At 32.8% G+C, this 21,968-nt stretch carries 24 protein-coding genes; 16 read left to right on the top strand and 8 right to left on the bottom strand.

All coding sequences use genetic code 11. The features are described 5' to 3' along the window. Nucleotides 1-17: 17 nt before the first annotated feature. From ESZ54_RS02910 to ESZ54_RS02885, 6 genes are all read left to right on the top strand, one after another. A complete protein-coding gene (locus ESZ54_RS02910) occupies nt 18-1,040 on the top strand; it encodes an ABC transporter permease subunit (protein WP_162615074.1) in 1,023 nt (340 codons plus the stop codon). Further along, the gene (locus ESZ54_RS02905; protein WP_136136182.1) at nt 1,040-2,002 is read left to right on the top strand and encodes an ABC transporter permease; all 963 of its coding nucleotides are present in this window, start codon (nt 1,040-1,042) and stop codon (nt 2,000-2,002) included. Before ESZ54_RS02910 ends, ESZ54_RS02905 begins: the two co-directional genes overlap by 1 nt. 64 nt (nt 2,003-2,066) lie before the next feature. Then, nucleotides 2,067-3,239 (top strand): phosphopentomutase, encoded by a 1,173-nt coding sequence (gene deoB, locus ESZ54_RS02900; RefSeq protein ID WP_136136181.1) that lies wholly within the window; start codon nt 2,067-2,069, stop codon nt 3,237-3,239. 15 nt (nt 3,240-3,254) lie between these two features. After that, nucleotides 3,255-4,070 (top strand): purine-nucleoside phosphorylase, encoded by an 816-nt coding sequence (locus tag ESZ54_RS02895; protein ID WP_136136180.1) that lies wholly within the window; start codon nt 3,255-3,257, stop codon nt 4,068-4,070. Nucleotides 4,071-4,084: 14 nt separating this feature from the next. After that, nucleotides 4,085-4,792 (top strand): purine-nucleoside phosphorylase, encoded by a 708-nt coding sequence (deoD, locus tag ESZ54_RS02890; protein WP_136136179.1) that lies wholly within the window; start codon nt 4,085-4,087, stop codon nt 4,790-4,792. A gap of 391 nt (nt 4,793-5,183) precedes the next feature. Then, nucleotides 5,184-6,641, top strand: coding sequence for a C69 family dipeptidase (locus tag ESZ54_RS02885; protein ID WP_136136178.1), 1,458 nt, complete (start codon nt 5,184-5,186; stop codon nt 6,639-6,641). Between the two features lie 46 nt (nt 6,642-6,687). Here the strand turns inward: ESZ54_RS02885 and ESZ54_RS02880 are convergent, their stop codons facing one another. The 6 genes from ESZ54_RS02880 to ESZ54_RS02855 all read right to left on the bottom strand — a co-directional run bounded on the left by ESZ54_RS02880 (nt 6,688) and on the right by ESZ54_RS02855 (nt 12,073). Continuing rightward, entirely contained in the window at nt 6,688-8,190 is a 1,503-nt protein-coding gene (locus tag ESZ54_RS02880) for an AcpB/EbpR/MafR family transcriptional regulator (RefSeq protein ID WP_136136177.1), read from the bottom strand. 186 nt (nt 8,191-8,376) lie between these two features. Continuing rightward, complete coding sequence (locus ESZ54_RS02875) at nt 8,377-8,862, bottom strand: arginine repressor (protein ID WP_136136176.1); 486 nt, start codon at nt 8,860-8,862, stop codon at nt 8,377-8,379. A gap of 58 nt (nt 8,863-8,920) precedes the next feature. Next, complete coding sequence (locus ESZ54_RS02870) at nt 8,921-9,133, bottom strand: helix-turn-helix domain-containing protein (protein WP_136136175.1); 213 nt, start codon at nt 9,131-9,133, stop codon at nt 8,921-8,923. Nucleotides 9,134-9,145: 12 nt separating this feature from the next. Beyond that, complete coding sequence (locus tag ESZ54_RS02865) at nt 9,146-9,610, bottom strand: DUF2975 domain-containing protein (RefSeq protein WP_136136174.1); 465 nt, start codon at nt 9,608-9,610, stop codon at nt 9,146-9,148. Between the two features lie 250 nt (nt 9,611-9,860). After that, nucleotides 9,861-11,396, bottom strand: a complete 1,536-nt coding sequence (locus tag ESZ54_RS02860) for a sensor histidine kinase (protein ID WP_136136173.1) — start codon at nt 11,394-11,396, stop codon at nt 9,861-9,863. Beyond that, entirely contained in the window at nt 11,393-12,073 is a 681-nt protein-coding gene (locus tag ESZ54_RS02855) for a response regulator transcription factor (RefSeq protein ID WP_136136172.1), read from the bottom strand. Before ESZ54_RS02855 ends, ESZ54_RS02860 begins: the two co-directional genes overlap by 4 nt. A gap of 89 nt (nt 12,074-12,162) precedes the next feature. On the opposite strand from ESZ54_RS02855, the gene ESZ54_RS02850 reads away from it, so the two are divergent. The 6 genes from ESZ54_RS02850 (at nt 12,163) to ESZ54_RS02825 (ending at nt 15,323) form a co-directional block, all read left to right on the top strand. Further along, the gene (locus tag ESZ54_RS02850) at nt 12,163-12,636 is read left to right on the top strand and encodes a hypothetical protein (protein WP_136136171.1); all 474 of its coding nucleotides are present in this window, start codon (nt 12,163-12,165) and stop codon (nt 12,634-12,636) included. 251 nt (nt 12,637-12,887) lie between these two features. Continuing rightward, nucleotides 12,888-13,307 (top strand): hypothetical protein, encoded by a 420-nt coding sequence (locus tag ESZ54_RS02845; RefSeq protein ID WP_136136170.1) that lies wholly within the window; start codon nt 12,888-12,890, stop codon nt 13,305-13,307. A 390-nt stretch (nt 13,308-13,697) separates the two neighbouring features. Then, complete coding sequence (locus ESZ54_RS02840) at nt 13,698-14,237, top strand: DUF924 family protein (protein ID WP_136136169.1); 540 nt, start codon at nt 13,698-13,700, stop codon at nt 14,235-14,237. 25 nt (nt 14,238-14,262) lie between these two features. Beyond that, nucleotides 14,263-14,526 (top strand): (4Fe-4S)-binding protein, encoded by a 264-nt coding sequence (locus ESZ54_RS02835; RefSeq protein ID WP_136136168.1) that lies wholly within the window; start codon nt 14,263-14,265, stop codon nt 14,524-14,526. A gap of 1 nt (nt 14,527) precedes the next feature. After that, the gene (locus ESZ54_RS02830) at nt 14,528-14,800 is read left to right on the top strand and encodes a GNAT family N-acetyltransferase (protein WP_136136167.1); all 273 of its coding nucleotides are present in this window, start codon (nt 14,528-14,530) and stop codon (nt 14,798-14,800) included. A 28-nt stretch (nt 14,801-14,828) separates the two neighbouring features. Continuing rightward, nucleotides 14,829-15,323, top strand: coding sequence for a prolyl-tRNA synthetase associated domain-containing protein (locus ESZ54_RS02825; protein ID WP_136136166.1), 495 nt, complete (start codon nt 14,829-14,831; stop codon nt 15,321-15,323). 36 nt (nt 15,324-15,359) lie between these two features. Here the strand turns inward: ESZ54_RS02825 and ESZ54_RS02820 are convergent, their stop codons facing one another. After that, a complete protein-coding gene (locus ESZ54_RS02820) occupies nt 15,360-15,974 on the bottom strand; it encodes a class I SAM-dependent methyltransferase (protein WP_136136165.1) in 615 nt (204 codons plus the stop codon). Nucleotides 15,975-16,034: 60 nt separating this feature from the next. Further along, complete coding sequence (locus tag ESZ54_RS02815; RefSeq protein ID WP_136136164.1) at nt 16,035-16,730, bottom strand: DUF5105 domain-containing protein; 696 nt, start codon at nt 16,728-16,730, stop codon at nt 16,035-16,037. A gap of 306 nt (nt 16,731-17,036) precedes the next feature. On the opposite strand from ESZ54_RS02815, the gene asnB reads away from it, so the two are divergent. The 4 genes from asnB to ESZ54_RS02795 all read left to right on the top strand — a co-directional run bounded on the left by asnB (nt 17,037) and on the right by ESZ54_RS02795 (nt 21,571). Further along, nucleotides 17,037-18,872 (top strand): asparagine synthase (glutamine-hydrolyzing), encoded by a 1,836-nt coding sequence (asnB, locus tag ESZ54_RS02810; RefSeq protein WP_136136163.1) that lies wholly within the window; start codon nt 17,037-17,039, stop codon nt 18,870-18,872. Between the two features lie 22 nt (nt 18,873-18,894). Next, nucleotides 18,895-20,142, top strand: coding sequence for a carboxylate--amine ligase (locus tag ESZ54_RS02805; RefSeq protein WP_420824349.1), 1,248 nt, complete (start codon nt 18,895-18,897; stop codon nt 20,140-20,142). A gap of 2 nt (nt 20,143-20,144) precedes the next feature. Continuing rightward, nucleotides 20,145-20,855 (top strand): aspartate/glutamate racemase family protein, encoded by a 711-nt coding sequence (locus ESZ54_RS02800; RefSeq protein ID WP_136136162.1) that lies wholly within the window; start codon nt 20,145-20,147, stop codon nt 20,853-20,855. A 350-nt stretch (nt 20,856-21,205) separates the two neighbouring features. Further along, the gene (locus ESZ54_RS02795) at nt 21,206-21,571 is read left to right on the top strand and encodes a helix-turn-helix domain-containing protein (protein ID WP_136136161.1); all 366 of its coding nucleotides are present in this window, start codon (nt 21,206-21,208) and stop codon (nt 21,569-21,571) included. The last annotated feature ends 397 nt before the right edge of the window (nt 21,572-21,968 follow it).

Here is a 21,968-nt window from a genome sequence, read left to right as displayed (position 1 = left end):
CAGTTCTTTCCGTTATCATGGGTTTTATTTTGGGTGCTATCATTATGATTATTTTTGGCTACAACCCAATTTTTAGTTATAACGCAATGTTTGAAACAGCGTTTCAAACTTCTAAGAACATTGGTGAAATTTTTGTTATGGCAGCCCCTTTAATGTTTACCGCATTAGGTTTCTCGGTCGCATATTCGGCTGGATTCTTTAATATCGGGCTTTCTGGTCAAGCATTGAGTGGTTGGGTCATCAGTATTTGGGTTGGGTTACTTTTAAATGATGCCCCTCGCCCAGTTGCAATTTTATGCGCAGTATTAGCTGGTGTTATTGCTGGTGCTCTTTCAGCAGCAATTCCAGGATTATTAAGAGCTTATTTTGGTACAAGTGAAGTTATTGTTACAATTATGATGAACTATGTACTACTACATACAAGTACACATATTGTAAATAATGTTATTCCAAAAGAATTTATTAATACAAAAGGTACTACTAAAATGGTAGAAGCCGCTTCATTAAAGACTGAATTCTTAAGTAGTATCAGTAATGGTTCTCGTTTAAATATGGGGATTATTCTAGCAGTTATCTTCTTATTCTTAATTTGGTTTTTAATGAAGAAAACAACTTTGGGTTACGAAATTACATCAGTTGGTCTGAATCCATTTGCCTCTGAATATGCTGGTATGAGTAGTAAGAGAATCATTGTATTATCAATGGTGATCTCTGGATCATTGGCTGGTTTAGGTGGCGCAGTTTATGGATTAGGAACATTTGGTAACTTCTTTATCCAAGGTGGTTCGCTAAGTATCGGATTTGACGGTATGGCTGTTTCTCTATTAGGTGGCGGCTCATCAGTTGGTATTTTATTATCAGCAATCTTATTCAGTATCTTGAAACTAGGTGGTCAAGGTATGCCAATTAAAGCAGGCGTTCCAACTGAATTAGTAGATGTTGTTATCGCTGCAATTATTTTCTTTGTTGGTATTAGTTACTTAATCAAATTTGTATTAAACAAAATTGAAACGAAAAAGGCTAAAGGAGGTCAAGCATAATGGATGCAAAAACATTAGAAACAATTGGTTCTTTAATTGCGCAAACATTAGTTTATTCGACACCTCTAATCTTCACTGCTTTGGGCGGAACTTTCTCTGAACGTAGTGGTGTAGTTAACGTTGGGTTGGAAGGTATCATGGTTATGGGAGCTTTTAGCTCAGTTGTCTTTAACTTAACTTTTGCAGGAACATTTGGTGCATGGACTCCTTGGATTGCCTGTATTGTTGGTGGTCTTGTCGGTATGGTCTTCTCATTACTACATGCAGTTGCAACAGTTAACTTACGTGCGGACCACATTATCAGTGGTACGGTAATTAACTTAATGGCGCCAGCATTGAGTATTTTCTTAGTTAAAATTATTTACGGAAAAGGTCAAACTGATCAAATTAAAGAAACATTCGGTTACTTTGATTTCCCTGGATTAAGTAAAATTCCAGTACTTGGACCTTTATTCTTTAAAAACACAACAGCACCAGCTTTTGTCGCAATTTTAGTTGCTGTAATTGCTTGGTATGTATTATTTAAAACTAAATTCGGTTTACGTTTACGTGCCGTTGGTGAAAATCCACAAGCTTGTGATACTTTAGGTATTAATGTCTATGGTATGAAATATGCAGGTGTTTTAATTTCAGGTTTCTTAGGTGGTATGGGTGGTGCAGTATTTGCGCATTCAATCGCTGGACGTTTTGCTATCACAACTATTTCTGGTCAAGGTTTCATTTCTATGGCAGCAATGATCTTTGGTAAATGGAATCCACTTGGTGCAATGGGAGCTGCTCTATTCTTCGGTTTCGCACAAAATATCAGTATTGTTGGTGAAGGTTTACCAGTTATTTCAAGTATTCCAAAAGTTTATATGGAAATCGCTCCATATGTACTTACAATTATCGTGTTAGTATTATTCATCGGTAAATCAACTGGTCCTAAAGAAAATGGTAAAACATATATTAAATCTAAATAGACATATGACACCCTCATTAACTTGAGGGTGTTTCATAAAATATTAATGAAAGAAGGAATATAAGATGTTTAAAAGAGTTCATTTAATCGTATTAGATTCAGTAGGAATTGGAGAAGCTCCAGACGCCGAAAAATTTGGTGATGTTGGTAGTGATACTCTTGGACATATTGCTGAGACTGCAGGATTAGCTATTCCTCATATGGAACAATTAGGCTTAGGTACAATTGCTCCATTGACAGGCGTTGCCTCTGTAAATGACCATAAAGGATATGCAACCAAACTAGAAGAAATTTCAGTAGGTAAAGATACAATGACAGGTCATTGGGAAATTATGGGCTTGAATATTCAAACACCATTTAGAGTTTTCCCAGAAGGTTTCCCACAAGATTTATTAGATAAAATTACTGAGTTTTCTGGACGCGGTATCATTATGGGTGCTAATAAACCTTATAGTGGTACTAAAGTTATTGATGACTTCGGTGAAGAACAAATGAAAACAGGAAGCTTAATTATTTATACTTCTGCAGACCCTGTTTTACAAATTGCTGCACATGAAGATATTATTCCATTGGATGAATTATATCGTATTTGTGAGTATACTCGTGAAATTACTAAAGATGATCCATACATGATTGGCCGTATTATTGCCCGTCCTTATGTTGGTGAACCTGGTAACTTCACAAGAACGCCAAATCGTCATGACTATGCGTTAGATCCATTTGGTCATACTGTTTTAGATTCATTAAAAGATGCTGGTAAAGATGTGATTGCTGTTGGTAAAATCAACGATATCTTTAATGGACAAGGTGTGACAGATGCTGTTCGTACTAAATCAAATATGGATGGTGTGGATCAATTACTTAAAGTAATGGCAAAAGATTTCACTGGTATGAGTTTTACAAACTTAGTTGATTTTGATGCGCTATTTGGTCACCGTCGTGACGTTAAAGGCTATGCAAATGCGCTTGAAGAATTTGATGCTCGCTTACCAGAAATCTATGATGCTATGGGCGAAGATGATTTATTATTAATCACTGCTGACCACGGAAATGATCCAACGTTCCCTGGTACAGACCATACAAGAGAATATGTACCATTGTTAGCTTATAGTAAAAAAATGAATGGCCAAGGTGCATTAAAACAAGGACATTATGCCGATATTTCAGCAACAATTGCAGAAAACTTTGGTGTTCCTGCAACTGAAAATGGTGAAAGTTTCTTAAATCAATTAAAATAAGGAGTCGACAATACAATGACATTAATGCAAAAATTAACTGAAACAAAAGACTATATTCAAAGCCAAGGTGTAAAAGATGTTGATTTTGGTTTAATCTTAGGTTCAGGTTTAGGTGAATTAGCAGAAGAAATTACAGATCGTGTTGTAATTCCTTATGAAACAATTCCAAACTTCCCAGTATCAACAGTTGTTGGTCATGTGGGACAATTAGTATACGGTACACTTTCAGGTAAAAAAGTATTAGCGATGCAAGGTCGTTTCCACTATTATGAAGGACACTCAATGCAAACTGTTACTTTCCCTGTACGTGTGATGAAAGCATTAGGAGCAGATTCGTTAATCGTAACAAATGCTGCTGGTGGCTGTAACACATCATTCTCACCTGGAGATTTAATGTTAATTACAGATCAAATTAACTACACTGGTGATAATCCATTAATGGGCTTAAATGAAGATGAATTAGGACCAAGATTCCCTGATATGTCAGAACCTTATAGCCATGCATATGGTGAAGTTGCTAAAAAAGTAGCACAAGAACTTAAAATTACACTTCAAAAAGGTGTTTATATGGGCTTTTCAGGTCCTACTTATGAAACACCAGCAGAAGTACGTATGGCTCGTTTAATGGGAGCTGATGCTGTTGGTATGTCAACCGTACCAGAAGTTATCGTAGCGAACCACATGTCAATGAAAGTTTTAGGTATTACTTGTGTAACAAACTTAGCAGCAGGTATGCAAGCTAACTTAAACCACGAAGAAGTTGTTGAAACAACTGAACGTGTGAAAGCCGATTTTAAAGAATTAGTGAAACAAACTCTAGCTTTAATTTAAAAGGAGAGAATAGAATGAGCGTACATATTGGAGCAAAAAAAGGCGAAATTGCTGATAAAATTTTATTACCTGGAGACCCTTTACGAGCAAAATATATTGCGGAAACATTTTTAGAGGATCCTAAATGTTACAACGAAGTTCGTGGGATGTTAGGTTATACCGGAATGTATAAAGGCCATCGTGTTTCTGTTCAAGGAACAGGTATGGGTATTCCGTCAGCTGCAATTTATGCAAATGAATTAATTCGTGAATACGATGTAAAAAAATTAATTCGCGTAGGTACTTGTGGTGCCTTAGATGAAAAAGTTAAAGTACGTGACTTAATTCTAGGTCAAGCAGCTGCAACAAACTCTGGCGTCATTCGTCATGATTTCCCAAATCATGATTTTCCACAAATCGCTGATTTTGATTTACTATATACTGCCTATAATATTGCCAAAGATAAGGGCTTCACAGTCCACGTTGGTAATGTTCTATCTGATGATGTTTTCTACAAAGATGACATGACAGACACATTCCGCTTAGGTAAACACGGAGTATTGGGTGTTGAAATGGAAGCCGCAGTGCTTTATTATCTAGCAGCTAAATACGGTGTTCAAGCCCTAGCTTTAATGACAGTTAGTGATCATATGGTCACTGGTGAAGAAACAACTTCTGAAGAGCGTCAAACAACTTTTGACGAAATGATGATTGTTGGTTTAGAAACATTAATTGCAGAATAAAAATTTGAAGCAACAACTATTACCACAATAATAGTTGTTGCTTTTTTTTTATTTGATTATCTAAATTGGTACTATTTTGATTGTGAAAAGCGATAAAAATATGTGCCTTTAAAAGACTAACGTTTCTTAGTGAGGGCTAGAGACTATTTTTCTTACAAAGCGGAGATAAAAACCAGTAAATATGTGATTTTATAAACTAAAGTATGTGAATTATTTATCATTTATACTGATAGTTAAAAGACTCTATAACAATAAAATGAGATAAAGCTTAAGGATTTGACATATATAATAGCGTTTTCCTTGTGAAATGGTATACTTGTCGTGTGACAGATATATAAAAGGAAGGATGTGAAAGATAGGTTTATGGTGGAAGACATAAACTTATCCTGAAATGAAGAAAATATGGTTTGGATGTTCAGCAGCATTACTACTTTTAGTTGGAGGTGTATCAGCAGACGCGTGTACTTCAGTCTTAGTCGGTAAGAATGCTACAGCAGATGGATCGACAATTATTGCAAGAACCGAAGATATGGGAACTGCATGGGCGAAACATTTTTATGTTCGTGAAGCAAATAGTAACCCGACATCTTTTGAGTCTAAAGGAAATGGCTTTAAGATTGAATTACCAAAAGAGCACTTAAGATATACTGCAACTCCTGAATGGGATGTATCTGAAGGGGCATATGAAGCAGACGGAATTAATAGTAAAAACGTGGCAATGAGTTCGACAGAATCTGGAACAACAAAAGAATCAATTTTAAAATTAGATCCACATGTTGAAGATGGATTTGCAGAAGATTCTTCAGTAACTGTTGTTTTACCTTATGTATCAACTGCTAAAGAAGGCGTTGAACGTACAGGTAAAATTGTTGAAGATCAAGGTTCAGCAGAAACAAATGGTATTCTATTCTCAGATAAAGATAATGTATGGTATATGGAATTATTAAGTGGACACCATTGGGTTGCTGTTAGGGTTCCTGACGATAGTTATGCAGTAGTACCAAATATGTTAGCCATTCAAAAAATTGATTGGGATGACAAAGAAAATGTAATGTATTCAAAAGATCTACCTAAATTTATTAAAGATAATAAATTAGCAGATGATGTTAAAAAAGCATCATTACGTGAAATCTTTGCTGACCAAGATAAAGATAACAAATATAACTTACCTAGACTTTGGGATGCACAACGTACGTTAACACCATCAAATAAACGTGAAATCACAGATGAAAAATATGATTTCTTCCAAAAAGCAGATAAACCAGTTTCAGTTGCTAAAGTTGGACAAGTTTTATCTCTACACTTTAATGGTACAAAATATGATACAAAAACTGGTTCTGAACCAGATAAATATCGCCCAATTAGTGTGCCACAAACAATGGAAGCACATATTTTACAATTTAGAAAAGATGTTCCTGAAGAAATCAGTGGTATTCATTGGTTAGCAATGGGTGTTACAGACACTAGTAGTTTCGTACCTTTCTATAATGGTATGACTGAAACACCTAAACAATATCAAATGGGTACTGATCAGCCAGATAATGAATCGGCATACTGGACATACCGTATGAATGATGTGTACGCAAATTCAGATTATAAAAACTTAAAAAATAAGGAAATCTTACCAACACGTCAAAAAGTACGGAAACATTTAAATCAAGAATTAGAAAAAACAGATAAAGAAGCAGAATCATTAATTAAATCTGACGCAAAAGCTTTACCAGAATTATTAAATAAAAAAGCAGTAGAATTCTCTGATTATGCACTTAAAGAGAACAAAGAAATGCAACAACGTATGATCATTGAATTAACTAAGAAAACACCAACAAAACATAATAAAAAACTATAAGAATAAAAACCTTTGACCGAATTAGTGGTCAAAGGTTTTTTTAATCTTAATTTGTTTTTCGTTGAGTTATAATACGCAATTTTTTTTCGATATCGTTAAAATCACGGGGTTTAAAGGGATATTCAAAGAGATGAATATCATAGGAAAATCGATGCTGTTCTTCAAATAAATTTGGTATATTCGTCAGAATAAGATCGGCTTTTTCCTCTTCGTCATTTTCTAAGACAATTAAATTAAAATCAAATTTAAAATAACCAGTTATTTTTTTGACTAAATTTTGTTTTAAATAATAAGGTAGATCAGAGTCTAAGAAAAGAGTAATTGTTGGTTCAAAATAAGTCATTGGTAAAATAGAAGAAAATAGTAACATATATTTTTGCATTAAGAAGTGTTCTTCTTCAAAAAGCGGATTTTGAGTACTTTCTTTTAAATTAGCAATTAAAGTGAGTAATTTTTTCTCTAAGGTTGGATAATCTTTACGATAAATTCTAGAAATATCATGACCATCGATATCAACATGAATGTTATTAAAAATTTTTGCAAATAAATGAGTACAAAATGCAGTAGAGAAGAAACGCTCTTGAATATTATCAGGAATTTCTACGATGTTTTCTTCAAAATAGTCCATGAATTGTTGTGTAATCTGATAAACATCTGAATTAGTTTTAGCTTGGTAATCAAAAACATTTGTTTTAAAGATTTCAATTTGATAAAACTTAGGTTTAGAAAGTAGTCCTAAAGTTAAAAGAGTCAATTCTGATTCAGAATAAATTAAGTAGTCTTCACGTAAGGCATTTAAAAAATGAGAACGTTTGATGAGACTATGGATATTAACAAAAGATTTCCATTCATCTTCCATTTCAACAACGTGGCCTTTACTGATTCGGATTAAATGAATTGCTAGGAGATAACTGAGCTGGCGTCGGTGAATTTCTGAAAGTTTAGTGCCTAGATCATCTTCTAAATAATTAATCGTGTTATTAACCTTATTGCGATCAATTGCTTTAAATGGCCAATTAAGACCTTTGAAGACAAGCCAAAAAATGACAAACATAATTAACCGTATTTGTTTTTCTTCGCCAGTGATTTCAAGGGTATTATTAGCAATACCTAAATCATAATCTTTAAAAAAGTGTTTGATTTTCCGAATATTCTTTCGAACAGTATCTTCGTTAAGATAATTATCATCAGCATATTTTCGTACGGAGGGGACGTTTCCAATTAGTAACTGGCTGAGAAGAAATAAAGTATCGTCTTGTTCTAAGATGAAATTTCTAAAAACCATGTAATTGCTACCACGATCAATAATTAATTTAATTCCTTTAAATTTTTCAAGTTGTAACTCTATTGGACGGTTACTTTTTTCGTTATAAGCATCAACAAATTCAATAAGAGTATTAATATAACGTTGTACAGTACGGCTAGATACATCGAGAGACTGACTTAATTCATTAATGGAATACCATTGATTGGTGTCGGAGATAATTTCAATAATATTTAGAATGGCTTGGTTGCGACGATCAAGTAAACTAAAAATTGTTTTATCCAAGATAATGCCTCCTTTTTGTTAGTCCTTTAATTTCATTTTACACGCGTTAATTACAGCTTGCAAATCTGTTTTATTTATTTAAGAATAGTAATAAAGACTCCCTGTTAACTACAGTTGATAAGCATCAACACCAGTTAGCAAAGAGTCTCTTATTAGTTTGTGTTAAGTGATTTTTAAATGTGAGGATTAATGTTGAGGTTCATAAAGTAGATTTTGAAAATATTTATTTACACGTTCAGCTTCTTCACGTGTATACGAAAGAATTAGAATCGTGTCATCCCCAGAAACACATGCTACTACATCCTTAAGTTCATCTTTTAAGCGGTCAATCAATACACCAATCGAAGGTCCATTCCCTGGTAGAACATTTAAGAGATTCATAAATTCAATTTGGCTAATTGAAACGCCTGTATCGTTTACGGCATTCATCAGTCGTTCTTTATCGGTATTTTTCTTCATTTCAGATAATTCACGATTGAAAATATGGTAGGAAGATTTTCCATTCGGTCGATGGCGTTTCACAATATTTAATTCGCGAATATCACGTGAAATGGTTGCTTGTGTTGTTTCAACTTTTTCTGCTTTTAATAGTTCCATCAATTCGTGTTGGTTTGAAATATCATGCTCATTTACTAAGCGCCTGATAATTGCTTGCCGATTTCGTTTTTTCATATTAAATAAAGCCTCCATTTATCAAATAATCTAAACTTGGTAATTTTTAAATAAACGATCACTTGTCATCGGAAACATATTCTAAAATATCCCCTGGTTGACAATCTAAAGCTTCACAAATTTTTTCTAAAGTCGAAAATTTTACTGCTTTGGCTTTTCCATTCTTAAGGATGGAAATATTTGCCATGGTAATGCCAACATGATTTGCTAGTTCTGTAACACTCATTTTTCGTTTTGCTAACATGACATCGATATTAACAACAATCGCCATATAATTACCTCCTTAAATTGTTAAATCATGCTCATTTTTAAGTTCATCAGCATGTTTAATAATATGTAAGAGTAACGTAGCAAATATTGCAATAATGATGCCAATCAAGAAAAATAAACCTGTAAAAACGAAGTAAGATGGGTTGTTTTTAATAAAAAACAATCCAAATAATATCGCAATACTATAAATGACACACTCTGCAATGCCTGCGCGAGTAATGTATGTCAATTTTTTTTGAATGATTTCAGAAAAATAGTGTTCTTTTTTTAATTCAGTACTAATTTTCCAAAGACTGAATAAAATACCAAACACTGGAATTGCTGAAACCCAAAAGAAGATTTGAATTATCAATTGATGTGTATTTAAATGAATTGAGTGACTAGCAAGTGGTGCAACAAAAAAAAGAAAAGTAATGCTAATAATTCCGATACATATAATAACAATGCGAAAAAGCTTGTTGATTTTTTTTATAGACATAAAGACGCTCCTTCTACAGTTCTAGACTCATTATAATAAAAAACGAAAGAAGAACAAACACAAAATTTCAATATAATTTTTTTATTTAATAAAAAAATGAATCAATAAAATATTTAAGTAAATAAAATATTTTGAAAAGGCATACAACATGATACTATCAACAATAAATAAATCAACAGTCACAACAAATATACCATTAAAATGTATAGTTTTCAATTTGACTTATAGTAGACGATAAAAAAGATAAGTATTAGTGACTGTAGTAAATTGGAAAATCAAGGGACACGACGAATAATTGCGGCTTCGTTTTGTCTAAACGTATGAATCCGTCATGTCTTGTGGTGATTTGTTTAGCAATAGAAAGACCTAGACCATGACCTGGAATACTTGAATGTTGTCCACGTTCGAACGTATCGAAAAAGTGTTGTATATTTTTTTCGTCGATTGATTGTATCGTTTTGTTCTGAATATCGATGGATAAATAATCATTATTCTTGTATAAAATGATGGACACTTCTTGGCTTTTCGGACTGTATTTAATAGAGTTGTCTAAAAGTAGACGAATGAGTTGTGCTAATCGTTGATAATCACCAATGATTAATGTTTGTTCTATTAGTTGATTGGAAAAGTGAAGAGTCTGTTGCTTTTGATTAGCAATATTGCGATAAGCGCGTAATGCATTTTCAATTACTTCATAGAGATCAATAGGTTTTTCTTCAAGAGAAAATTCTGTTGATTGAAGGCGATTTAATTCTAAAAGATCATTTAACAATAATTCTAACTGTTCAGCTTCGTTCATAAGTAATTGAAGGTATTCTTTTTGTTCAATTGTTGTATTATCAAACTGATCGTTTAACGTTTCGATTGAATTTCGGATAATCATAACAGGAGTTCGAAGTTCATGAGAAATTTGTGAGAGGAATCGTTTTTGACTAATTTCCTTGTTTTCTCTTTCGAATTTAGCTATTTCTAGTTGACTACTTAAAGAATTTAACTGATTAGCTAATTGGTTTAACTCATCCTCAGTATTAATCTGAAGTTGAGAATGATAATTTTCGTCAATTAGTTCAGTCGTAAAATCCTCCATCTGCTGAATTGGCTTTACAATTTTTTTAGCAGTTTTAAACGCCATAAACACAGTTAAAATCAATGCAATAAGTAAACTGATAAACAGTATAGAAAAGTCAGAAAATTGTTGCTGTAAACGATCTTTAGTTGCTGCTTCCATTAGGACGGCACCAATCAATTGTTTGTTTTTATAAATCGGTAAGCCAACTTGTGCTAGCATTTTATTATTTTGAGTTACGACGGTATTTTCTTGTGTGACTTTATTAAGTAGATCACTACTTGTATCTGTTAGAGGTTGCGTATATTCTGATTGTTGTTGCATCCTACCTTTTCCGTGCCCCATATGGTTAGAGCTAGGTGGCTCAAATAACGGAGAACCGTCAGCGGTTACTAACCAAATCTTACCCCCAGTCATTTGCTGTATCAATTGAATAGTTGAATAGTAACTTCTCATGCCACCATGCATTTGCATTCCGCTTGCCATAATTTGTCGATGTGAGGAATTGTCATTTTCATTACTATAATCATTTTCTTCGAAATCATTTGTGAGATTATCAGCAATGATTTGTCCATGTTCTATCATTTGATTTTGATAAATTTTAGCTGATTGTTGATTCAACAAAATAAAAAAAGTTGCAAGAACCACGATAGCAAATAAGAAAAGAATGGCTGAGAAGTTAAGTGTGATTCGATGTGTCATCTTTTTTTTAGTTTTCATTTGCGGACCTCGAACATGTAGCCTTTACCCCAAATTGTTTTAATATCCCAATTTACTTCTTGCATAAGCTTAAGTTTTTCCCTTAATCTTTTTATATGACTATCAACAGTTCTAAAATCACCTAGATAATCATATCCCCAAACGCTGTCTAGTAAGTGGTCTCGTGTAAAAACTTGATTGGGATGTTGTGAAAAGTGAGATAGTAAATCAAATTCTTTCTTTGTTAGATGAATTTCCTTGTTTTCAAGAAGTACCTGTCTCGCTTCATCGTTGATTTGTAGTCCTATTAGGATGTTGTTTTGTAGTTGATTATCATTTACTTCCAATCGTCGCATAATAGCACGAATTCGAGCATCCATTTCTTTGTTTGAAAATGGTTTAACAATATAATCATCTGCACCAACGTCTAACCCTAAAATTTTATCGTGATCCTCACTGCGTGCAGTAATCATAATGATGGGGACCATCGATGTTTGACGTATTTTTTTACAAACTTCAAAACCATTAATTCCAGGTAACATAATATCGAGTAAAATTAAATCAATCGGTTCTTCTTGAAAAATTTGTAATCCAAGTTCACCAGTATGTGCAGTAAGAACGTTATAATTTTGATGACGTAAGTAATTAGCAAGAATTGTTTGAAGCTGTATATTATCTTCAATAATTAGAAGTTTCATTTTTATTCTCCGTTTCTTGTTTTTTGTCACACTTTGAACATATCTGTCTTATACAATGATTATAACAAATATATTAGGAGGAAATAATAATGAAGCGAAAAATGTGGTTAGGTGGCTTTTTAAGTGGGATTGTCGTAATTTTAAGCATCATAGTTATTATTCAACCGAAACTTTCTGCGAATGCAGATCAAGCAAATGAACGTAGCAGTTGGGAAATTTCATCAAAGCAGTTTATTAATCAAGAGGAAGCGGCAGAAAACTTTAACTTTACTAAGGGAGCACGACATCAAATGATGCGTGCTGAGAATAGAAATTCAGCAGAAATACGTCGAAATACGTTGAATAGTGAAGTAGAACAACTTGAAGAAAATAAAACTGTTAATCAAAATGAAGAATGGACATGCCCTTATGGACATGATCATACGAATGGAAATTATCCAGATGGGTGTAACGGTATAGGTCAAGGACAACATCATATGAACAATGAAGGACAAGGGCGTCATCACATGGGGTCTCAAGGTCGCGGTTGTCAGAATGGACAAAGTCGTTGGGTTCAAGAATAAAAACGATATATTTAACAAGAATTATGACTCTTGCATTAGATATAAAGTGTTTCTAATAAAAAAGGCTATGAAATCAATTAAGCACTATTTGATTTTATAGCTTTTTATTTTTTTGTAAAATAAATTATTGATGTTTTTATGATTATTATCTTAAGTTTTTTTAAACATAACATAACAAGCATGATTGTTATGTTATAATAAAATTGTAAATGAAATTTAGAACTATAATTAAGATGAAAGAGGTGCTGAGGATGATAAAAAAAGTATTAATGATGAGTAGTGTGGCATTACTTCTTCTTTTAGCAGGATGCCAAAAGAATGAAAAACCGGAAACAACAACTTCTAGCAGTGAAGCAACATCAAGTGTATCCACAGTAACATCAGAATCAAAAGAAAATGAAGTGACATTAAGTTACAAAGGTTCAATTTCTACTGTTGAAAAAGATTCAATTCAAGTTGATGAGGTCTCAGGTGATAAGGATGCAGATGTTTTTAAGAGTGATGGCGTGACTTTAATAATTACAGAAGACGTTCTTAAAAAATCAAATCTAGAAATGAAGGATTTAGAAAAAGGTAAGAAAATAGAATTTATTCTTCCTGAAAATGCAGCAATGACTAAGTCGTTACCACCACAAGTGACACCGCTTGAAATTAAAATTTTAGATAATTAAGAAATATAAAAGTTTGTCTCAGTCAAATATTTGGCGTCTGAGACAAACTTTTTTGATAGTTTAGTAATAGAAATTTAATTAAGTGAAAAGTTTATTGGATATAGATGAAAAGCACTGCGTGACTAAGATGATTACAACTTACTTTTGTCATTTAATAAATTGAGTTATCTATTTTAAGGTTGATATAAAACAATAAAGTAGTTCGAAACTAAAATAAAAAATATGATAAACGTTTTTTTATTTTATACTTTTAAGGCGTTTTTTATTGTGGATTAAAAATAAAATGATACAATAAAAGAGAATAACATATATTTGTGATGTTTTTAATAAGGCGGAAAAACAATGTTTTCCGTCTTATAAAGAAAATCAGCGAAAGGATTGAGAAAATATATGAAAGCACAAGATGTTTTGAACTTTTGGTTTGAAGAATTAACACCAGAACAGCATTTTAAAAAAGATATTCAATTAGATATGGAAATCAAGCGACGATTTTATGACTGCCATCAACGAATAGTTGCAGGTGAAATGGATGCTTGGCGTGAAACCATTCAAGGACGTTTAGCAGAAATTATTGTGTTAGATCAGTTTTCGCGAAATATGTTTCGTGGTATGAAAGACTCATTTGCGTATGATAATTTGGCTTTAATTTTAGCCCAAGAAGCATTAAAAGCATCGGATCTGGATACTTTAACGACTGACCAAACAGCATTTTTATTAATGCCTTTTATGCATTCTGAATCAAAAAAAATCCATCAAATAGCTTTACATCTTTTTAATCGACCAGGAATGGAAACATATTTTGATTTTGAAAAAAGACATGCAGACATAATTGAGCAATTTGGACGTTATCCTCATCGTAATGAGATTTTAGGACGAGAATCAACAGCAGAAGAAGAAGAATTTTTATTACAACCAAATAGTTCGTTTTAAATATAGGAAAAGATTGGAGAAAAAAATGACAAATATAAATGAAGCAACCGTATCGGAAGAAGAATTATTAGCAGAAGGTTATCGGAAGTATGCTGGACAAACGATTGATATCTTTTATAACAAAGATATGTGTGAGCATGTTGGAAATTGTGTTCGAGGAAATGCAGAGGTCTTTGAAGTGGGCCGTAGACCGTGGATTCTACCTGATAATGGTCCAAGTGAACATGTTAGTGAAGTCATCAATACTTGCCCAACAGGTGCCTTAAAATTTATTAGAAAGGATCGCTAAAATGGAAATAAAATTAAATGGTAATCAATTTGATGCGTACTTAGAAGGTAAACGAGTAGGTGAGATGACTTGGAGTAATGCAGGTGAGGGAATAATCATTATTGACCACACTTATGTCCATCCAGACTATCGTGGCAAAAATATTGCGGAAACACTTGTTGCTGCAGGTGTTGATTATGCTCGTGAGGTTAATAAAAAAGTGATGCCTTTATGCCCTTTTGCTGCTCGAGAATTTCAGCGTAAACCAGAATATCAAGATGTTTTAAAAAAATAAAAGTATTTAATTTATGAGGAGGAGTATCATGGATCTATACGAAAAAGTTGCGGATAAATTAGGTGAACTAGCAATTCCTTTTGAAATAGTTGAACATGCACCTGCTTTAACAACTGAAGAAGCAGATCGTTTTATTGAGGGAATCGAGGGTGTTCGAACAAAAACAATGTTTTTAACAAACAAGAAAAAGACAGCTTACTATTTATTAATTATGGATGACCAAAAACGTTTAGATATGGATCAGTTTAAAGAACTGGTTCAAGCTAATCGAATAAAAATGGCATCTTCCGATAGCTTAATGGAAAAAATGATGTTACCACCCGGTGTGGTTTCAGTATTTGGTTTATTAAATAATGAGGACCATGATATTAATGTTTATTTTGATCAAGAAATTCTTTCTGAAGATCGTATGAGTTTCCACCCAAATGTGAATACAAAAACAATTTTTTTGAAGACAGAAGATGTATTAAAATTTGTTGAAAGTATTGGTTTTAAATATCATAAAGTATCATTAGATTCATAAAAAAAACAAAAAATCGCGACTATTGTACGCGATTTTTTATTTTTTTACGATTAGGGCATAAATTAAATCATTTTTAAGTGGTACAAGCTTAACGGAGCTAAAATTCATGCTTTGAACACGAGCATAAATTTCAGTAGGTGTATATTTTGAAAATCCTTTTTTAGTCGTGGGAAGACGGTCGAGCCATTTCTTTGAATAAAACAAATTAATGAATAGTCCGTTTGTTTTTAGGACACGGTTTACTTCTTGATAGCTATGCTCTAAATCATCCCAAAAGTAAAGTGTGTTGATGGAATAAACAAGGTCGAAATAATTATTTTTGTAGGGTAAGTTGTTGATATTTCCTTGTTCAAGTTGAATTCTGTCTCCTAATGATTGGTATGTAAATTTTTTAGTCGTATAGGAGACCATATCTTGTGATAATTCAATTCCCCAAAATTGAGTCGTAGGATTTAATGGATAAAGTTGTTTTAAAACATATCCATTGCCAAAACCGATATCTAAACAAGTTTGTGGTTTAAAACGAAAAAATGCCTGATATAGAAAGTTGTATTGTGTCTGATTCATTATATTCATTGTTTTGGTTGATATTTTCCCAAGAAAGCCCTCAGGTAAAGCGAAGTTTTTCGCAATTAAATAATCATGAAACATAAAAACAACTCCTTTTACATATGATTATACAATCATATGTAAAAGGAGTCAAAATTTAACTTATTGTACAAGCATCGCTTGTGTGATGTCCATTACGGTCTTGTCATAATTAGAAATTTTCCATTCTGATTTTTTTTCACCAGGTTCTAAAGTGAATTTAACAGTCTTCGGTTTCTCAACTTTTTTGGCATCTTTAAACATATTTGGAATGATAGCTTCCATTAATTTTTTATTTGTATCTGGATTTGAAATAAGTTTATTGGCCTTTTCTAAGATGTCAGGGTCAGTGATTTTTTCTAGGTCTTCAATTTTTTCAACTTTCACGCCGTCGTTATTTAAAAGTTTGACTAATTCAGCTTCACCTTTTTCTTGGATCGTATCGATTATTTTAGAGAAGTCTAAGCCATAAATCTCAACATTCACTTCTTGTGATTTTTTCTTATCGGTAACTTCTTTGATTGTAAAACTTGTTTCATCTGCAATTGCTTTTTGTAGGTTTTTCGCAGTATCAGAAAGAATTTCATCACTCAATCCAAATTGGCCCAATGAAACATTTAATCCATCTTTGATACTTGTTGTGGTATCTGGTAACTTTTGATTAAATATTTTTTCATATTGTTCAGTATCTTTGCCGTAAAATTCAGCATTTAAAAAAGCTGTTGCAGCGTCTTTAGGATCAGTTTTTTTAGCACCACAAGCACCAACAAAAATAACTAAGCTTAATAGGGCAAAAAAATAAACTATTTTTTTCTTCATAACACAACACTCCTTGTTTTTTTGTCTCTTTTATCACAAATTGTTTCCTTAATAAGAATAACATAACGTCGATGTTTAATATATATATTATTTAAGCATACCAGAGTATGTTGGAAGTATAAGTCAAGAGATGTAATATTTTCTTAAATCCTCCTTAAACTTGTGTTAAGCTACTCTTAAAATTGCTATAATAATTTTTGGAAACTTTAATTTGTGTAATAGTTGAAGTATACTTAATAGATACGACTAATTGCAAGCTTATGAAGAATAAGATAAAACTAGTAAATTAAACGGAGGATTTAAACTATGTGTGGTTTTGTAGGATACATTAATCAAGAATTGGTGGCAGAAGATACTATTAAAAAAATGGCGGACCGTATTGCACACCGCGGACCAGATGATGAAGGTTTTTACCAAGATGATTTTATTTCGATGGGATTCCGTCGTTTATCCATTATTGACTTAGACCATGGTAGTCAGCCAATGACCAACCAAGATGATACAAAAGTTTTGACTTTTAATGGTGAAATATATAATTATCTTGAACTAAGTGCTGAATTAAAAGAGATGGGTTACAACTTTAAAACATCAGTTGACTCGGAAGTTTTACTTCATGGATACGATGCATGGGGTGAAGGACTACTAGACCGCATTCGTGGAATGTATGCTTTTGTCATTTACGACAAAAAAACACAAGAAGTTTTTGGCGCACGTGATCACTTTGGGATTAAACCACTTTATTACTATAAAGATGAAACTTCATTTATGTGGGGTTCTGAAATTAAAGGCTTTTTAGATCATCCATCATTTGTTAAAGAACTAAATGAATCATTATTACCAGTTCATTTAAGTTTTGAATATATCCCAAGTGATGAAACGCTATTTAAAAATGTCTTTAAATTAAATCCAGGTCATTTCTTTAAATATAAAGCAGGTAAATTATCAGTTAATCAATATTATCACTTTAAATTTGATGTTGATGAAAAAATGACTTTAGAAGATGCAAAAAAACAAATTATTGAAACTGCGGATGCATCAGTTAAAAAACATATGATTGCAGACGTTGAAGTTGGTAGTTTCTTATCAAGTGGAATCGATTCAAGTTATATCTTAAATGAGGCTTCCCAAGATCGAGACATTCAATCATTCTCGTTAGGTTTTAAAGATAAAAATGTTAGTGAATTAGAGTGGGCACAACGTTTTGCGGAAGAAATTGATCAAAAAAATACACCAATCATGATTGATGATACAGATTTCTTTGATATTATTCCGACTGCAATGTACTACATGGATGAACCATTATCTAATCCATCAGCAATTCAACTATACTTCTTGTCTAAAGAAACAAGAAAACACGTGAAAGTGGCTCTTTCTGGTGAAGGTGCTGATGAATTCTTTGGCGGTTACAATACATATTTAGAAGCGAATACATTTAATACTTATCATAAATTCACAACAAAAAATATGCGTAAATTATTTGCTCAAACAGCAAAACGTATGCCTCATTTCCACGGCCGTCGTTTCTTAATTCGTGGAGCGCAATCATTAAGTGAACGTTACTATCGTGTTAACTATGTTTTCAATGAGACAGAGCGTGATAGTTTATTGAAAAACACAAAATATAACCGTCCATCTTCAGAATATATTGAAAATATCTTCAGTGAAGTTAAGGACCAAGATGCTGTGACGCAAATGCAACATTTTGATATTCATGGTTGGTTAGCTTATGACATTTTACATAAAGCTGACCGTATGAGTATGGCTAATTCATTAGAAGTTCGTACACCATTAGTAGATAAAGAAGTTGCCGCTGTTGCAATGAAGATGCCCGTGAATACACGTGTGAAAGATGGCGTGACTAAAATTGCATGGCGTGAATCATCAGAAGCTAAATTACCAGAACGTATTGTGAATCGTGAAAAATTAGGCTTCCCATCACCACTTGCATCATGGTTAAAAGAAGACAAATACCAATCAATGTTAAAAGAAGCTTTCAATTCTGAGATTGCTGAGAAATTCTTTAATACCACTTATTTAAATCAATTATTAGAAGAACAAAAACAAGGTATTGCAAATATGCAAAAAATATTTACAATCTACACCTTTATTAAGTGGTATCAAGTGTACTTTGTTGAAAACTAAACTATAAAGGAGATAGATGAGGATGACGATGAAAAAGGAATTTATTCCTGTTTTGTTAGGTGGAGACTTAAATCTTTATGGAATGGCGCGTTCATTCTATGAGATGACTGAAAAACCAGTGCGAGTGATTGCGAGTGCATCATTGGCGCCAACTAAGTATTCGAAAATTTTAGATATGGAAATTGAACCGAATTTCGATACAGACCCCACATTTATCGAAAAAATGCGAAAAGTAGCCAAAGAATATGAACATTCTGATGTGCCAGTTGTTCTGATGGGTATGGGTGATTGGTATACTGAATTGATTTCGAATCATTTAGATGAATTACGAGAAACATTTGTATGTCCTTATATCAACAAAGAATTAGAAGAAAAGTTGGTTAACAAACAAAGTTTTTATAATGTGTGTGAGGAATATGGCTTGCCATATCCTAAAACAAAAATCATTACCAAAGAGATGGTTGAGGCTAATGAAGACCAACAACCGTATGACTATCCTGTTGCTTTAAAACCAGCGAATAGTGTGTCATGGAATGATTTTGAAGATCCGATTAAGGAAAAAGTCTATATCATCCACAATGAAACAGACTATGAACGGATTGTGAAGGGCATTTATAAAGTAGGGTATCCTGACAACATGATTCTGCAAGAATTTGTTGAGGGAGATGAAAGTCCAATGCGCGTTTTAAACGTCTATGTCGACAAAAATCATCAAGTTAAAATGATGTGTTTGGGTCATCCTTTATTGGAAGATCCGACACCACTTGGTATTGGCAACTATCTTGCAATTATGCCTGACTACAATAAGGAAATTTGTGAGAAAGTCAAATTCTTTTTAGAGGATATCAAGTATACAGGCTTTGCGAATTTTGACTTGAAATTTGATGTCAAAGATCAAACCTTTAAATTTTTTGAAATCAACTTGCGTCAAGGAAGAAGTAGTTTTTTTGTGACGCTTAACGATTTGAATCTAGCAGAATGGGTTGTGCGCGATTATATTTATGATGATTTAAAAGATAGCGAGCTTGTGATCAGCAACATTCCTGATGATGAAGGCAAACTATGGTTAAATGTCCCAATTGATGTCTTTAATCGCTATGTACCAAATACAAAATATAAAAAAATAGCCCAACAAATGATTCATGAAAAACGTTATGGCTATACGTTCTATTATGAGGGTGATAAGAACTTCAAGCGTTATCTATTGATGCAACGTATGTTCCAATATTATCGTCGTGAGTTTAAAAAATACGGAAAGAGGATCGTGTAGAGATGAAATCATTTTTCACAGTTATTGGTGGAATGGGGACAATGGCAACTGAATTATATGTTAAAATGGTTAATCAAAAAACACCTGCCACAAGTGACCAAGAATATTTAGACTATATCTTAGTCAATTATTCAACCATTCCCGATCGTAGCAGTTATATCATGGATCCGACTAAACCAAATCCATTGCCATGTTTACAAGAAGTGCTGACGCAACAAAGTCAATTAGAACCAGACTTTTTCACGTTGACGTGTAATACAGCGCATTATTTTTATCAAGAGTTAGTCAAGACAACCGACATTCCAATTCTACATATGCCTGCACTAGCTGCTGAATCGATTCAAGCAGCACCAAGCACGCGTGTTGGAATCATTGGTACAGAAGGTACAATTCGCAATAAAATCTATGACCCATTTGTTGAAGAAGCTGGGTATACAGTGGTTCATCCATCGTTAGAAATCCAACAAAAAGTCAGTATATTGATTTTTGATAAAATCAAAGCATCAAATGATTTAGATCAAGCTTTGTATTATGAGATTTTAGATGAAATGTTTACAGATTTTAATTGTGATGTCTTATTACTTGGTTGTACAGAGCTATCCTTATGTGAAGATGCAACACCCTATCCACATGGAAAAGTCATCGACCCGCAAGAAGTATTAGCTGAACGCACGGTTGAACTAGCACTGAAAAACCGTCAAGCTAAGGCATAATCAATGCGTGTTCTTTATTGATTGAACTGCGTTATATATGAATATAAATATTTAGATAAAATAACATTAAATAACACCCATCAAAAACACAGTGAAGTGTTTTTGATGGGTGTTTTAGTGATATTTAGAGAGAGTCATAAGATAATGTAAATGAATAGTGTTGAGAAATTTATTTGTCATGGCTAAAATGTGATTGAGGGTCAATTAGTTGGAAATAGTGATAAATCAACAATGTAAAGCTAGTTTTACGGTTTGTAAAAGGATATATACAAAATAATTGCGATTAATCATGGATAAAAAAGTATAAGTATTAGATAATAAACTGAGATTAAATTGGAGGTTGAGATAGAATGGAAATTGGAAAAAAATTAAAAGAAAAAAGACAGCAATTAGGGTTAACACAGGAAGATGCTGCAGCTAAATTATTGATTTCTCGTCAAACACTTTCGAGTTGGGAAAACGGGAAGACGATGCCAGATTATGAATCATTAAAAATGATTACGAAAATTTATGAGATATCTTTTGATGAGTTGACGTTGGGTCAAGAAGATAATAGTTCGTGGAGCGGATGGCTAAAGAAAAATAAACAATTGTGTTTCAGTGTTGGTTTTGTTATTGCGGGGGCTTTATTATTCTTAATCTATCCAGAAGTTTTTTCGACAATCTATCAGTCTGGTCGAGACTTTGGAAGATCAGTTGTAAATGCGTTGATGTAAAGCGACTATCTTAAAGTTAAGTAGCTTAAATTATTTGATTAGATAGACGTAACTAAAAAAATACTAGCATAAAATATCAAAATGTTTCAAAATACCTAAATAAAAAGCTTATTTGAGCTAATTTCATAATTATGATGCCTTGATACATTAGCGTTCTAAAAACAATAAAAATAAGAACCTCCCCATCTGTTATAATTATGATGTCCTGACAGACTCTTAAACAGAAAGGAAGATTCCTATGTCTATCATACAACAACCAACACTTTTTGACATCCAAATTTTACAAGAACTTGAGATTGAAGCGAAATATCAAGAAATTTTCTCCCCATTAGAACTAACACCATTGGTTGCATTATTTCAAAAAGAGAATACTGTCGGCGCGCCAGTTACCATTAAT

The organism is Vagococcus silagei, assembly GCF_004795745.1.
Taxonomy (GTDB): Bacteria; Bacillota; Bacilli; order Lactobacillales; family Vagococcaceae; genus Vagococcus; species Vagococcus silagei.
Note: the sequence above shows the minus strand (reverse complement) of the source record. Positions and strands in the feature narration are given on the sequence as shown.